General features: G+C 51.0%; 14 protein-coding genes. 8 read left to right on the top strand and 6 right to left on the bottom strand.

Translation table 11 applies throughout. The features are described from left to right. Positions 1–16 precede the first annotated feature (16 nt). A complete protein-coding gene (locus tag E1162_RS14660) occupies positions 17–1003 on the top strand; it encodes a 2-hydroxyacid dehydrogenase (protein WP_155132402.1) in 987 nt (328 codons plus the stop codon). A 55-nt stretch (positions 1004–1058) separates the two neighbouring features. Here the strand turns inward: E1162_RS14660 and dnaQ are convergent, their stop codons facing one another. The 5 genes from dnaQ to E1162_RS14635 all read right to left on the bottom strand — a co-directional run bounded on the left by dnaQ (position 1059) and on the right by E1162_RS14635 (position 4757). Further along, complete coding sequence (dnaQ, locus tag E1162_RS14655; protein WP_155132400.1) at positions 1059–1772, bottom strand: DNA polymerase III subunit epsilon; 714 nt, start codon at positions 1770–1772, stop codon at positions 1059–1061. Between the two features lie 51 nt (positions 1773–1823). After that, entirely contained in the window at positions 1824–2411 is a 588-nt protein-coding gene (coaE, locus tag E1162_RS14650; RefSeq protein WP_155132398.1) for a dephospho-CoA kinase, read from the bottom strand. Positions 2412–2415: 4 nt separating this feature from the next. Then, complete coding sequence (locus E1162_RS14645) at positions 2416–3246, bottom strand: shikimate dehydrogenase (protein WP_155132396.1); 831 nt, start codon at positions 3244–3246, stop codon at positions 2416–2418. Beyond that, a complete protein-coding gene (locus tag E1162_RS14640; RefSeq protein ID WP_155132394.1) occupies positions 3243–3839 on the bottom strand; it encodes a Maf family protein in 597 nt (198 codons plus the stop codon). The genes E1162_RS14645 and E1162_RS14640 overlap by 4 nt, the downstream gene beginning before the upstream one ends. A 78-nt stretch (positions 3840–3917) precedes the next feature. After that, positions 3918–4757, bottom strand: coding sequence for a pyruvate, water dikinase regulatory protein (locus E1162_RS14635; protein WP_155132392.1), 840 nt, complete (start codon positions 4755–4757; stop codon positions 3918–3920). Between the two features lie 428 nt (positions 4758–5185). On the opposite strand from E1162_RS14635, the gene hemE reads away from it, so the two are divergent. From hemE to E1162_RS14615, 4 genes are all read left to right on the top strand, one after another. Continuing rightward, entirely contained in the window at positions 5186–6217 is a 1032-nt protein-coding gene (gene hemE / locus E1162_RS14630) for a uroporphyrinogen decarboxylase (protein ID WP_155132390.1), read from the top strand. A gap of 32 nt (positions 6218–6249) precedes the next feature. Continuing rightward, positions 6250–6681, top strand: coding sequence for a protoporphyrinogen oxidase HemJ (hemJ, locus tag E1162_RS14625; protein WP_155132388.1), 432 nt, complete (start codon positions 6250–6252; stop codon positions 6679–6681). A 246-nt stretch (positions 6682–6927) separates the two neighbouring features. Beyond that, complete coding sequence (rho, locus tag E1162_RS14620; RefSeq protein ID WP_155132386.1) at positions 6928–8193, top strand: transcription termination factor Rho; 1266 nt, start codon at positions 6928–6930, stop codon at positions 8191–8193. A 76-nt stretch (positions 8194–8269) separates the two neighbouring features. Beyond that, the gene (locus tag E1162_RS14615) at positions 8270–8848 is read left to right on the top strand and encodes a GNAT family N-acetyltransferase (protein ID WP_155132384.1); all 579 of its coding nucleotides are present in this window, start codon (positions 8270–8272) and stop codon (positions 8846–8848) included. Positions 8849–9026: 178 nt separating this feature from the next. Here E1162_RS14615 and E1162_RS14610 read toward each other — a convergent pair whose 3' ends face one another. Then, on the bottom strand, positions 9027–11030 hold the full coding sequence (locus E1162_RS14610; protein ID WP_257099012.1) for a thioredoxin domain-containing protein: 2004 nt from the start codon (positions 11028–11030) through the stop codon (positions 9027–9029). Between the two features lie 75 nt (positions 11031–11105). Here E1162_RS14610 and mnmE point away from each other — a divergent pair, with 75 nt between their 5' ends. From mnmE to rsmG, 3 genes are all read left to right on the top strand, one after another. Further along, entirely contained in the window at positions 11106–12464 is a 1359-nt protein-coding gene (gene mnmE / locus E1162_RS14605) for a tRNA uridine-5-carboxymethylaminomethyl(34) synthesis GTPase MnmE (protein ID WP_155132382.1), read from the top strand. 256 nt (positions 12465–12720) lie between these two features. Beyond that, on the top strand, positions 12721–14604 hold the full coding sequence (gene mnmG, locus E1162_RS14600) for a tRNA uridine-5-carboxymethylaminomethyl(34) synthesis enzyme MnmG (protein ID WP_155132380.1): 1884 nt from the start codon (positions 12721–12723) through the stop codon (positions 14602–14604). Then, positions 14605–15261, top strand: a complete 657-nt coding sequence (gene rsmG, locus E1162_RS14595) for a 16S rRNA (guanine(527)-N(7))-methyltransferase RsmG (protein ID WP_257099011.1) — start codon at positions 14605–14607, stop codon at positions 15259–15261. Positions 15262–15268: the final 7 nt, after the last annotated feature.

Genomic DNA, 15268 nt, shown 5'->3' with positions numbered 1-15268 from the left:
GATAAAGGCGGGGTTCATGACGAAAAAGAAGCCTGTTGTGGTTGTAACGCGCAAACTGCCCGATGTAGTGGAAACGCGCATGCGGGAGCTGTTTGATACGCGTCTCAACATTAGCGACAAGCCTTTTAGTCAGGCTGAACTGGTGGAGGCCGTCAAAACAGCCGATGTTTTGGTGCCAACAGTGACAGACCGCATCGATGCTTCAGTGCTGGCTCAATCAGGACCCAACCTGAAGATGATTGCCAACTTCGGTAATGGCATCGACAACATTGATGTGATTACTGCCAACAACCGCGGCATTACCATCACCAATACCACCGGTGTTATGACCGAAGATACAGCGGACATGACCATGGCGCTTATTCTTGCTGTACCACGCCGCTTGGTTGAAGGTATTCGCAAGATTGAAGAGGGCGAATGGTCCGGTTGGTCGCCGCAATGGATGCTGGGTCACCGCATTTGGGGCAAGCGTCTCGGCATTATCGGTTTTGGCCGTATCGGTCAGGCTGTTGCCCGCCGCGCCCGCGCGTTCGGTATGTCCATCCACTATCACAACCGTATTCGCGAGCCGCTTGAGGTGGAAGAGCGTCTGGAGGCCACCTACTGGGAGAGCCTTGACCAAATGCTTGCCCGTATGGATGTAGTTTCGATCCACTGTCCACATACGCCAGCAACCTATCACCTGCTGTCTGCCCGCCGCTTGAAGCTGATGAAGCCGGATGCCTACATCGTCAACACTGCTCGCGGTGAGATCGTGGACGAGAACGCACTGATCCGCCAGATCGAAGCAGGAGAGCTTGCAGGTGCTGGTCTTGATGTGTTTGAGCATGAGCCTGCGGTAAACCCGCGCCTGCTCAAGAACGACAAGGTGGTTTTACTGCCACATATGGGTTCGGCAACCATTGAGGGCCGTATTGATATGGGCGAGAAGGTGATCATGAACATCAAAGCGTTTATGGACGGGCACTGCCCGCCAGACCGCGTTCTACCATCGATGCTCTAAACAAGTTTCAGATACAAAAAGGCCCGCTCAACGTAGCGGGCTTTTTAATGGCCTGTCAGCCCTCGTATTTACTCCAAAGGGTCTCGCCTTTCATTCCGCCGACAAACTCGCTGTGGAGCTTTAATTCTTCCTCTGTGAGGCGTGCAGAAAGAGGGGTAGGGCGCTGTTTTGCCGGAGCGTGCTTGAGAAGGCCCTGCGCATCGTCCTCATCATCAGAATAGGACTTGGCATCATCGGGCATAAGACCGAGATTCTTCTGCTTGCCGCCGTTCATCTCCAGATAAACTTCAGCCAGCAATTCAGCATCGAGCAACGCGCCGTGCTTGGTTCGCTTGGAGTTATCGATACCGTAACGGTTACACAGCGCATCCAAAGATGCGGAACCGGTTGGGTGCAGGCGGCGCGCCAGCTTTAGTGTATCAAGGACCTGTTCGTTGCCGATAGGCGGACGGCCAACGCGGCCCAGTTCCATATTGATGAAGCCCATATCGAAGGGCGCATTGTGGATCACAAGGCGGGCATCGCCAACGAATTCCAAAAATGCATCAGCAACATCAGCGAACAGCGGTTTGTCGGAGAGAAACTCTGCAGAGAGCCCGTGAACGCGGAAGGCTTCTTCCGGCATGTCACGCTGCGGGTTCACATAAACGTGGAACGTGCGGCCAGTGGGAATGAAATTGAACAGCTCAACGCCGCCGATTTCGACCAAGCGGTCACCATCCAGCGGATTGAGGCCCGTCGTTTCAGTATCGAAAGAGATTTCCCGCATTCATTCATTCCGTTTATTTGGCCGTACAATAGCCCTTACGAGGGGAGGCGTTTAGGCGTTTGCTGCAACGCTCCGCAAAATGGATTTTACAGCTCGTTCGGCTGCTTCCATACCCTTGGACGTATCGACAATAAAGTGGGCTTTTTTGCGCTTGTCAGCATCGCTCATCTGCTTGGAAAGGATGGAGTCCAGCTTTTCTTCGTCCATGCCCGGTCTTGCAAGAACCCGCTGCTTTTGAGTTTGCGCATCGGCGCTTACCACCACAACTGCATCAACGCGCACATCGCCGCCGGTTTCGAGCAGAAGAGGGGAGTCGATTACAGCAACAGCTCGATTTTCATTTCGAGACCGTAATAAAAAAGCTTTTTCCTCGCTTCTCACCAATGGGTGAATGATAGCCTCAAGCCTTTTCATTGCCTTAGCATCCCCAAGAACGATCTTTCCAAGCGCCGTGCGGTCCACGACGCCGTCTTTTACTGTTCCAGGAAATGCACTTTCGATCAAAGGGGCAGCTTTACCGGCATAAAGGCTATGGACGGCAGCATCAGCGTCATAAACCGCAGCGCCTTCGGCCGCGAACATCTTCGCTGTCGTTGATTTTCCCATTCCGATAGAACCGGTGAGCCCCAAAATGATCATCTCATTACTTCTCCATGTCCGCGATGATGATATCGCGGAGTTCATCGGTCACTTCTGGGCGTACACCAAACCACTTCTCAAAGCCCGGAACCGCTTGGTGCAGCAGCATACCCAGCCCGTCCACAATGGAGTTGCCGCGGCCGCGCGCTGCTTCTAGCAGGCCTGTAATGAGAGGGGTGTAAACAATATCAGTGACCACGGCGTGAGTTGGGAGCAGGGCGAGATCGATCTCAAGATCAGGCTGACCAGACATACCAAGCGCGGTTGTGTTTACGAGAAGATCACAGTTTTCAAGTGTATTCGACCGGTTATCCCAGTCATCGCAAATGACTCGCTCACCGAAATAATCGCGCAAATCCTCGGCTTTTTGGCGAGTCCTGTTGAGGATATACACCTCTGTGAATTCCCGCTGCAAAAGCGCCCACACAATAGCGCGGGCTGCGCCGCCAGCACCTAGAACGACTGCCTTTTTGTTGGCTTTGTCCCAACCCGGCGCTGCCTGATCGAGATTTCCAAGAAAACCCAACGCGTCGGTATTGGCGCCGTGAAGAGTGCCCTCATCATCCAGCCACAAGGTATTTACAACGCCAATCGCCTTTGCGGCGTCATCCAGCGTCTGCGCAGCCTTAAAGGCCGCCTCCTTGTTGGGAATGGTGACATTGACGCCCACAAGCCCGTGGGATTGCAGGTTGCTGTAAAACTCTACTGCGGTTTCCGGCGGTACATCCTGTTTTCCATAGGCTCCCTCCATCCCGTATTTCTTCAGCCAGTGGCCGTGAATAAGAGGCGAGCGAGAATGTTTGATAGGATGTCCCGTTACGGCTGCGGTTTTCATTTAATCAACGTTCCAGATTTGCGCAAAAAGTCGAGCAGCGGCAGCATAGGCAGACCCAAAATCGTAAAGTAGTCGCCTTCAATCCGCTGGAAGAGCTGAATACCAACGCTTTCAAGCTGATAAGCACCAACGCTGGAGAGAATATCGCTTCCAGCCGTTTCCATGTACCAGTCAAGAAACTCTGGTGAAAGGGTACGAACGTGTAGGTTCGCTGTAGAGACGGTTTCCCAAAGAACGTGGCCATCGAAGGCAACACACACGCCAGCGTGCAGTGCGTGGGCTTTGCCGGAGAAGCTCTCTAGCTGAGCGCGAGCGGCTGCCATGTTTTCCGGTTTGGTGAGGCGCGTGCCTTCAAAAGCAAGGATTTGGTCAGCCCCGACAACCATTTTACCGGGGTTGCGGGTTGAGGTTTCAATCGCTTTGGCCTGCGCCAAAACGCGGGCAATTTCTTGCGGCTCAACATTTTGTGCCAGAAGCGGTTCTTCAACAGCGCGCTCATCCACCTTCGCCGGATCAATGGTGAAGGACAGACCTGCGTTTTCCATCAGGGTGGCGCGAACACGGCTACCACTCGCCAGAACAAGATCGGTCATAGGCTTCTTTCTTGATTGGGGATCACTTGTTGTCGTTGTTAGGCTCTATCAGACATAGCCGGCTGCGGTTTTCAATAGCTATGGGCGTGCACCATGTTCCGCACGGTGCTTTTTCAGCAACGAAATGATCTCCGCCGATGACTCCTCAATGGATTTGCGGGTTACATCCAGTAGGGGCCAATGGTTTTCCTTGGCCATTGCCTTGCATGCTCGTATCTCCTGCGAAATGGATTTACGATCCACATAAACCTCGTTGGTTTTACCCATGGTTTCCAGTACCCGATTTTGCCGAATGTCACGGATCCGATCCGCAGATGCAACTAGGCAGATAACCAAGGGTTTTCTTAGCTTAAACAGGCCTCTGGGCAGTTTTATCTCCGGAACAATAGGAACGTTTGCTGCCTTTATCCCCCGATTAGCTAGATAGATGCAGGTGGGCGTTTTTGATGTACGACTAATACCCAGAAGAACGACATCCGCTTCTTCCAGATTTTCCATCATCTGGCCATCGTCGTGCATCATGGTGAAGTTCAGGGCCTCCATACGCTCGAAATATTCGTCATCAAGCACATGCTGGCCGCCAACGCGCCACGTTTCCGAAACATTCAGGTAGGAGTGGAAGATATCGTAGACAGGCTGGAGGATACCAACACAGGGAACACCAAGCTCTTTGCATCGCTTTTTCAATAGCTTAGCTAGATCCTGCTCCACTAGAGTATAGAGCACGATACCAGGGGCGCTTTCCACCTCTTGAAGCACCCGTTCTAGCTGGCGCTCCTGACGAATGAGGGGATATACGTGCTCAATCGGCTCTATGTTGGCGTATTGAGCGCTGGCAGCACGGGCAACAGTCATCAAAGTTTCGCCCGTTGAATCCGAAATCATGTGTAAATGGAAATAGTTAGCATCTTTTCCCATGATTCAATCCCCACGTCTTTGAACAATCATGGATAACCCCTGACAACTCGCAGGCTACGCGAATTTCATCCTCGTTCGCTATATTTAATTAACAAATCACAGGCGCGTGGATGTTTTAGGCGAAACGGTTTGAGTTCTTTGGATTACACACTTTTTTAGGAGTGTATTCACAGGCTACAATCGCTGCAATCCAAAGTTCGTAAAAAAACGTTTCGGCGATAACCCGCTGAATCTTATAGGATAAATGACTCTTATCGACTCTTGTGCATTATCGTTTCGCGGTCGAATAGCACAACTGTCGTTTTCTCTATCCCTCTTTGGTGCATTGTGGAGTTTATTTGATCCTTGTAATCCACTCCCTAATAGAAACAAAAATCACTCTAATAAGAATCTTCTTATTGGGGGATTAGTGGACAAGGGGATTGGCTATGAAGTCTCATGAACGGGCAGTGATGCGCGTACTGAACGGAGAAACCCTAGAGCGACCACCTATCTGGATGATGCGTCAGGCAGGTCGTTATCTTCCTGAGTACCGGGCAGAGAGAACCAAGGCGAAGAACTTCCTCGATTTCTGCTACAACCCCGATCTTGCTACCGAGGTCACTCTCCAGCCGATCCGCCGTTATGGCTTTGATGCAGCCATTCTGTTTTCTGATATCTTCGTCGTTCCAGACGCTCTGGGCTATCCAGTCTGGTTTGAAGAGGGCAGAGGACCTGTTCTTGAACCTCTTAGCTCCGAGCAATTGGCAAAGCTCGATCAGGCTAGGACGATGAAGCATTTGGCTCCGGTTATCGAAACCGTTGGACGCCTGCGTGCTCAGCTACCATCCGAAACCACTCTTCTAGGCTTCTGCGGAGCTCCGTGGACAGTCGCTTGCTATTCTGTTGCAGGACATACCACTCAGGACCAGACCGCCGCTCGTATCGGCGCTTATAGGGATCCTGAGCTGATGCAGGCTTTCATCGATCAGCTCGTTGAAGCTTCCATTACCTATCTCGTCGCCCAGATCGATGCCGGTGCCGATGCCTTGCAGATTTTTGATACCTGGGCCGGTGTGCTTGATGATGCCGGATTTGAGCGTTGGAGCATCGCACCAACAGCCAAGATTGTGGCTGGTGTGAAAGCACAGCGCCCTGATGCCAAGCTCATTGGCTTCCCAAAAGCCTCTGCAGCGCGTCTGGAGCGTTATTTAGAGGGTACGGGGGTGGATGCCCTTGGTCTTGACTGGACCGTGCCTGCACACGTTGCTCAGGCGCTTCAGAAGAAGGTTCCGGTTCAGGGTAACTTGGACCCGATGCGTCTTGTGGCCGGCGGCACAGCTTTGGATGAGGGAATTGACTATGTACTGGAGACGCTCGGCTCTGGTCCGCATATCTTCAATCTGGGGCATGGTGTAACGCCGCAAACATCACCAGATCATGTTGCGCGCATGGTCAAGCGCGTCAAAGGCGAGATCTAGAAACACGTTAACGGGAAGAGGCGGAGTAGATTATGGATTGGTACAGCCTAGCAAAGTCACTGCACATCATTTCGGTGATTGCCTGGATGGCCGGAATTTTCTATCTGCCTCGCCTTTTCGTTTATCACGCCGATTGTGAAATAGGCTCTGATAAAAGCGAAACCTTCAAAGTCATGGAGCGGCGATTACTCAAGGCCATCATGAATCCGGCTATGATCGCCAGCTGGATTTTTGGTCTTTGGGCAGTTGTTCTGCTCAGTGCCTACCATGATTTTTGGTTTATGCTTAAATTTGTACTTGTTCTAATTATGAGTGGCTATCACGGCTTGCTAAGCGGGCATGTGAAGCGATTTGCGGCAGATAACAACCAGAAAAGCTCGCGTTATTTTCGAATTTTGAATGAAGTACCGACAGTTTTAATGGTCGCCATTGTCTTTATCGTGGTGTTTAAACCTACGATTTAGTCTGTTTTATTTAAAATTCTCTCCTATTGTGATTTTTCAGTATATTTTGGCTCTTGAAGCAACGCAAAGAGTTGGGTATATTGCTGCCCAACTTCACCAAAGGTGACTTTTTCGCGCTCGGAGAAAGCGGACCACATTGCTCAGCTGAGCTGCGCTACGAAAGTTACACGATCCCACCTAAATTCCTAGTTCGTGCAAGACTTATTTATTACAGCATAGAACCAGTAGAAAAGACGATCCCTATTCATGCGGGAAATGAAACTTAAAGATCTAAAATCTAAAACCCCTACTGAGCTCCTCGCTTTCGCAGAGGAACATGAAGTAGAAAATGCAAGCACTATGCGCAAACAGGAACTTATGTTTGCTATTCTTAAGCGGCTTGCAGAACAAGATATTGAAATTATTGGTGAAGGTGTTGTCGAAGTCCTACAAGACGGCTTCGGATTCCTTCGTTCTCCTGATGCGAACTACCTTCCAGGTCCGGATGACATTTACGTCTCCCCGTCCCAGATCCGCAGATTTTCTTTGCGTACCGGTGACACTGTTGAAGGCCAGATCCGCAGCCCTAAGGAAGGTGAGCGTTACTTCGCCCTTCTGAAGGTCAATAAGATCAATTTTGAAGATCCTGACGCAGCGCGCCACAAGGTTCACTTCGATAACCTGACACCGCTTTACCCAGAGCAGCGTTTCAATCTCGAAATTGAAAACCCGACAAGCAAAGACCTTTCCTCCCGCATCATTGATTTGGTTGCACCGCTTGGTAAAGGTCAGCGTGCTCTTATCACTGCGCCTCCGCGCACCGGTAAGACTGTCTTCCTGCAGAACATTGCAAAATCCATCACAACCAACCACCCAGAGTGCTACCTCATCGTTCTGTTGATCGATGAACGTCCAGAAGAAGTGACGGACATGCAGCGCACCGTGAATGGTGAAGTTGTTTCCTCTACCTTTGATGAGCCAGCTGCACGCCACGTACAGGTTGCGGAAATGGTTATCGAGAAGGCAAAACGCCTTGTAGAGCATGGCCGTGACGTTGTGATCCTTCTGGACTCCATCACTCGTCTGGGCCGCGCTTACAACACCGTTGTGCCGTCCTCTGGTAAGGTTCTCACCGGTGGTGTGGATGCGAACGCTCTGCAGCGTCCTAAGCGCTTCTTTGGTGCTGCTCGTAACATCGAGCAGGGCGGTTCCCTGACTATCATCGCAACAGCGCTGATTGATACGGGTAGCCGCATGGACGAAGTGATCTTTGAAGAGTTTAAGGGTACCGGTAACTCCGAAATCATCCTTGACCGTAAGATCGCTGATAAGCGCGTCTTCCCAGCCGTTGATATTCAGCGTTCTGGTACACGTAAGGAAGAGCTTCTGGTTCCTGCCGACAAGCTCAAGAAGACGTTCGTTCTGCGCCGTATCCTCAACCCAATGGGCACCGTGGATGCAGTTGAGTTCTTGCTCGACAAACTGCGCCAGACCAAATCCAACGACGATTTCTTCGATTCAATGAATACGTAAAATATCGTATTTCTGAATTGTGATTGAGGGCCGTCTCTTATAAAAGGGACGGCCCTTTTTCTTTGGAGCTTTCATTATGCCTTTGCTAGCAACACCGACTTTGGAGACCGAAAGACTGGCCCTCAGAAAATGGGAGCTATCCGATTTAGATGGTCTGGCACAGATGTGTGCTGATCCAATTGTGATGGAGTATTTTCCAGCGCTTATGGATCGAGTCGATTCCGAAAGGATGCTTGTAAGGCTTATGGAAAAGCAGGAACGAAACGGTTCTTGTTTCCCTGTAATCGCCGATAAGGTGGATGGAACGTTTATCGGCTTTGCTGGTTTGAGTATCCCTGAGTTTGATGTGCCGTTGCCGTTTGATCCATGTGTCGAGATTGGCTGGCGTATTAAGAGTGAGTACTGGGGGAGGGGATATGCGACTGAGGCTTCCAGAGCGTGGCTCGCTTATGGGTTTGAGACACTGGGCCTTGAAGAGATTATTGCCATGCGGGTGCCAATGAATATCCGTTCTGGTCGCGTAATGGATAAGCTGGGAATGCACCGTGATGCTGTGGATGATTTTGATCATCCGGCTGTGGACGATGATAGTCCTTTGAAGCGTCATGTGCTTCATCGGCTGAGGCTTGAAGAGTTCATGACTCTTTCGAAATAAGACCGAGATTCTCTTGCTTTTGTGTTGTCTAGACGTGTTTCACGTGAATCATCACCCAGTCTTTATTAGTGGGCATGTTTCACGTGAATCGTCCTGTTGGAATCTCGGTGTATAACTTCTGTATAGATGGAGAATTCCAGTCACCCTCAGATCAGGAAACTCTTGCACTTTATTGGCTCTAGAATTGACTTGGGTCTGTGATAGGTAATGAACATCCATCTTCCGAACAAATGTAGAGTGCTTCGTTCTGCGAGAAGTTGATGGGTAGTTTGTTGGAAGCTGGACCGGGGTAGTGCTCCATAATAATCGCAGGATCAGCTTTTCTGATAATTGCTTGGGTAAGAGTTGCTCGCTGATCCGCGTCCCCGGCAGAAGGCAAAATCACTTTCTTAAATCGGATGCGTGTATCAAAGGCATTTAGAAGTGATGATGTGCCGGTGACATTCTTTGCAATAAGAGGTCCGAAGCGGCTTATAATTTGATCGGCGATTTCTCTGCTTTCCTCGCTGTCAGTCAGTACCCAATGTTCAATGAATGCAAGAGCAGCGACGCTGTTGTAATTCGGCGTTGCTTCATCATAGGCGTGAAGAGGTCTGATAACTGTTTTATCTGCAGTATGTGAGGTGAAGAAAAATCCACCTTCGTCGCTTTTGAATTCATTCTTCAATATGGCGAGATATTTTTCTGCGTCTTGATAATATTCTGCCCGCACCTGCTCATCAGGTTCGGTTCTGGCAAGGGCGAGGGCGGCTCGGGCCATCCATGCATAATCTGCAGCAAAAGCATCCGCTCCAATTTTTCCAAGCCTTGTAGAATGGGGAAGGGGAGTGTTCTTTTGCTCTCGTGTCGCTGCGAAAACTCTGGTGGCGAGAGTGCGATTTGATTCACATGAAACATTGTCAAAAGCGCTGATTAGAGCAACGACGGTCATTGCGTTCCAATCAGTAAGTGCCTTGTCATCGCGATGTGGGCGTATGCGTTTTTCCCGTTCAGTGAAAAGAATTCGGAACGCAGCATCGAGATCACGTTTTTCTTTGTCGGTTGGAATTGAATCGGCAGCGAGACGATTGAGGATTATCTTGCCTTCCCAATTGCCATCTGGTGCTACGTCGTAGAATTTTTTTAGCGCATCCAGTTGGCCGGTGTTGGTGATGAGTTTCTCGATTTCCTCATAGGACCAGACGTAGAATTTGCCTTCTTCGCCCTCACTGTCTGCATCTAATGCTGAAGCAAGAATTCCATCAGGGAGAGACATCTCGCGTTCTATCCATCCGACGACATCATCAATGCGCTTTTTGTAGGCTGTATCTCCCGTGGCTGCGTAGGCCCAAGATAACTGCTGAATGTACTGAGCGTTGTCGTAGAGCATTTTTTCGAAGTGAGGGATGAGCCATTTTGAATCGACAGCGTAACGAGCAAGACCACCGCCTAGATGGTCATAGATGCCGCCTTCACCCATCCGGTCTAGATATTGGAGGAACTGTTCGCGATAGGGGAGGGAACTCTCACGAACAGCTGCTCTGAATAGGACCTCTTGCACTGAGGCCTGCGGAAACTTTGGCGCGCCGTTAAGTCCGCCATTGATAGGGTCTTGGATAGAAGAAATCTTCTGGGCCGCAGCGGTTAGCAGTGTGACATCGATTCCATCGCCCTCTCGTGAGGCTGTATCTTTCTGTAGGGCTTGCAGAAGTATCTGCTTGTTGTCTTCAATGGCATCGCGATTTGTTTCATAAGCATGAGCGATGGAACCTAGAACTTCTTTGAAAGATGGACGGCCATATCGAGCTGTGGGCGGAAAGTACGTGCCACCCCAAAATGGTTCGCCGAACGGTGTGAGAAACATTGTTAGGGGCCAGCCGCCTTGTTCTCCCAAACTGTGCAGCGCCCGCATATAAATGTAATCAATGTCCGGCCGCTCTTCCCGATCGACCTTGATATTGATAAATAGCTGGTTCATCAGATCAGCGGTTTCCTGATCTTCAAAACTCTCGTGCGCCATAACGTGGCACCAATGACAAGCTGAATACCCGATGGATAAAAGGATTGGCTTGTCTTGTGCTTGAGCTTTTTGCAGTGCCTCTTCGCCCCATTCCCACCAATGAACAGGGTTATCTTTATGTTGAAGAAGGTAAGGGCTTGAAGCGTTCGTTAAGCGATTGTGGCACATAGTGGGTACGTCCATTCGGGCATCTATCAGATATAATAGGAAGCGTAGGCCTTGTGCTGGGTCCAAACGCTGGGAATGATTGGTTAGTATATGAGCGTCTCTTATTCTGGCACAACTGATACCATTTTTGCTTTGTCCAGTGGTGCGCTGCCGTCCGGCGTTGCTGTCATCAGATTGTCTGGCTCTGAGAGCTTTACTGTTCTACGTGCGCTCATTAAGGGCAAGTTCCCTGTTTCACGTGAATCTGCTCTGCGCCGTCTTTACGATCCTGCCGATGGTTCGGTTCTGGATGAAGCGCTGGTTCTGCGCTTTGAGGGGCCTAACAGTTTTACCGGTGAAGATGTAGTGGAACTGCATTGTCATGGTGGCCGCGCTGTTGTGGCGGCGGTACTGCGCGTGCTTTCCGGTTTTGAAAGAAGCCGTCCTGCCGAGCAGGGGGAATATACCCGCCGCGCTTTCCAAAATGGAAAACTTGATCTCACCGAAGTGGAAGGTCTTGCTGATCTGATCGATGCAGAGACCGAAGCTCAGCGTCGTCAAGCGCAGCGCCAGATGTCCGGTGCTCTTGGTGAGCTCTATGATGGATGGCGTAAAGCGTTGGTACGCAGCCGTGCCATGATCGAAGCGGAACTTGATTTTGCAGATGAGGACGATGTTCCGGATTCTGTTGCTGATGAAATCTGGATGGAGCTAACAGCTCTCTCAGGTGAAATTCACGCGCACCTTTCTGATGCAAGGAGAGGGGAGCGTTTGCGCTCTGGTCTTCAAGTCGTTCTGCTTGGTCCGCCGAATGCAGGTAAGTCCAGTTTGATGAATAAGCTGGCGCAGCGCGATGTTGCGATTGTTACCCCCGAGGCTGGAACGACCCGCGACGTGCTTGAGGTTCATCTCGACCTTGGCGGCTATCCGGTCACTTTGGCTGACACTGCGGGCCTACGTGATGATGCAGGTTTGGTGGAAAAAGAAGGTATCCGCCGCGCACTTGCTCATGCAGAAAGTGCTGACCTTATTCTCTGGACACTTCCACCGAACGGTTCTCTTTTGGATGTTCCTGAAGATCTTCGTCACCGCAAAGGCCTGTGGTTCTTGAAGACCAAGAGCGATCTAGAGCGGGGAGATGATGCAGATCATGATCCAGAATCTATTGTCATCGATACATCCGTTGTCGCTAGTGGAGGTATGGATCAGCTCTTGGAAGCGCTCAAGGTGTTTGCCGAGCAGAATATCGGTTTGATCGAAAATCCGCTCATTACCCGTGAGCGCTACCGTGTTCATCTAGAGCAGTGCGTTAAATCGATCGAAACAGCTATCGCTGCAAAGCAGTTGCCTATCGAACTGCGCAGTGAGGATTTGCGTCGTGCCGCTGATCATCTGGGCCGGATTACAGGCCGTATTGACGTTGAAGACCTGCTTGATGTGATCTTCAGAGACTTCTGTATCGGTAAGTAGCTTTAACCATGTTTCACGTGAAACGATTCCTGCAAGCGGAATCTTCTCAGTGAATTGATAGCGGTGAATATGTGAATAACATGATTCTCGCTGTTGCTTGCAGGCGACTCACCCGTTGCCTGTAAGCCTTTGACCGCCGCCCTTTGATGCTGTATTAACCGCTGTAAGTTTCAAATTATCTAGACCCGCTGCGCCTCATTGATAGTTATTTTGTCAGTGCTAATAGGTGTTGGAGCGGGCATACAGCAGGTAAATAATGTCAGAGTGTACTGAACAGCGCTTCGACGTCATTGTTGTTGGCGGTGGGCATGCAGGCTGTGAAGCCGCAGCCGCAGCCGCACGCATGGGCGCACGCACAGCGCTTGTTACTCATCGCTTCGATACTGTGGGCATCATGTCCTGTAACCCAGCCATCGGTGGTTTGGGGAAGGGACACCTAGTTCGTGAGATTGACGCGCTTGACGGTTTGATGGGCCGCGTTGCAGATGCTTCCGGTATCCAGTTCCGCATGCTCAACCGCAGAAAGGGGCCAGCTGTTCAGGGGCCTCGTTCGCAGGCTGACCGTAAACTGTACCGCGAAGCCATGCAGAGAGAGATCCGTGCCACCGTGAACCTTGAAGTTGTTGAAGGCGAAGCGGATAAACTCATTCTTGAAAATGGCGAGCTGAAGGGTGTTGTTCTTGCAGATGGAACCCGCGTTCTTGCAAAGTCCGTGGTGCTCACCACAGGTACTTTCTTGCGCGGTATGATCCACATCGGCATGAAGAAAATACCAGCGGGCCGTGTCGATGAAGCGCCAGCAATGGGTCTCTCTGAATCTCTTGAACAGATAGGTCTGCGTCTTGGTCGTCTGAAAACCGGAACGCCAGCGCGTCTTGACGCCCGTACAATCAAATGGGATCAGCTCGCTGAACAGCCGGGCGATGAAGATCCGATCCCATTCTCTACGCTGACTAATGAGGTCACGGTTCGTCAGGTGCCGTGCCACATCACTCGCACCACGATGGAAACCCACCAGATCATTCGCGACAATATTCATAAGTCTGCGATGTACTCTGGCGAGATCAAGGGCAGGGGCCCTCGCTACTGTCCATCCATCGAAGATAAGGTGGTGCGCTTTGGTGATCGTGATGGCCATCAGATCTTCCTTGAGCCTGAAGGGCTGGACGATCACACCATCTATCCAAACGGCATTTCTACATCGCTTCCAGAAGATGTGCAGGAGCAGTTCATCCGCTCTATTCCCGGCCTTGAAGATGTAACCATTATTCAGCCGGGTTATGCCATTGAGTATGACCACATCGATCCGACCGAACTTCTTCCGACTTTGGAAACAAAGAAACAGAAGGGCCTTTATCTGGCGGGCCAGATCAACGGTACCACCGGTTATGAGGAAGCGGGCGCACAGGGGCTTCTTGCTGGTTTGAACGCTGCGCGTAATGCCGTTGACGGTGACGATATTATCGTTGGCCGTGCTGATGGCTACATCGGCGTGATGATTGACGATCTCGTTACCCGTGGCGTGAGCGAGCCATATCGCATGTTCACTTCCCGCGCCGAGTACCGCCTTTCCCTTCGTGCAGATAACGCTGACCAGCGTTTGACGCCGCTTGGTATAAAGTGGGGTTGTGTGGGTGAAACGCGTCGAGTCGCATTCGAAACAAAGCTTGAATCCCTTAAGGAGATTCGGGAGCGTTTTGAATCTTCGCGCATAAGTCCATCGGAAGGCCGTAAGCGCGGTTTGCCGATCAATCAGGACGGTGTGAAGCGCTCCGCATTCGATCTTCTGGCCTATCCTGATATCACTCTGGAACAGATCCTAGAGGTCTTTGAGGAGCTCTCAGACGTCGATCTGACCTATGCCAAACAGGTAGCGGTGGATGCGATGTATGCGGTTTATCTGGAGCGTCAGGCAGCAGATATTGAAGCGTTGAAGCGTGATGAGGAACTCATCATTCCAAAGACCATCAACTATGATGATCTTGCCGGTCTTTCCAATGAGGTAAAGCAGAAGCTGATTGATGTTCGTCCGGCCACCATTGGTCAGGCGTCCCGCATCGATGGGGTAACACCAGCGGCTTTGACTTTGCTCCTTTCTTATATTCGTCGTAACGGCCTTAGTGCCGCAGGTGCTGCGTAAATGACAAGTCTAACGGGTAGGGCGGATAGCGCCCAGATCGACGCTGTGCGTCGTATGTATCCGGATGTTTCATGTGAAACCCTTGAAGCGTTTGCAATTTATGTCGATTTGGTTCGAAAGTGGCAGCCGGCGCAGAATCTGATAGCGCCGTCTACTATGGACGATATCTGGATGCGCCATGTGGCAGACTCCATTCAAATCCAGAAGAGCCTTCCTGAAGCAAACCATTGGATCGACTTCGGCAGTGGGGCAGGGTTTCCTGGTCTTGTGACTGCAATCCTCCTGCGGGGCCGGGAAGACACCATGGTGAACCTGGTGGAGAGCAACCAGCGCAAGGCCTCCTTCTTGCGTACGGTCGCGCGTGAAACTGGCAGTAAGGTCAAGGTTCATGCGGGTCGTATCGAAGCTGTAACGAAGGGTTGGACGGCGCCGATTGAGGGCGTTTCAGCTCGCGCTTTGGCCAATCTGGAGATGCTTTGTGGGTTTTCTGCGCAGTTTGTTCAGCGCGGTGCAACCGCTGTTTTCCACAAAGGGCAAGATTTTCGCCGGGAAATTGAAGAGGCCTCTCACAAGTGGGAGTTGGATCTGGTAGAACATGATAGTCTTGTGGATCCGCAAAGTAAGGTGCTGATCATTACGAAAATGGCGGCGCGTTAAGTCGGAC

The organism is Pseudovibrio flavus (genome assembly GCF_009711345.1).
GTDB classification, from domain to species: Bacteria; Pseudomonadota; Alphaproteobacteria; order Rhizobiales; family Stappiaceae; genus Pseudovibrio; species Pseudovibrio flavus.
This window is presented reverse-complemented; position numbering and strand designations above follow the sequence as displayed.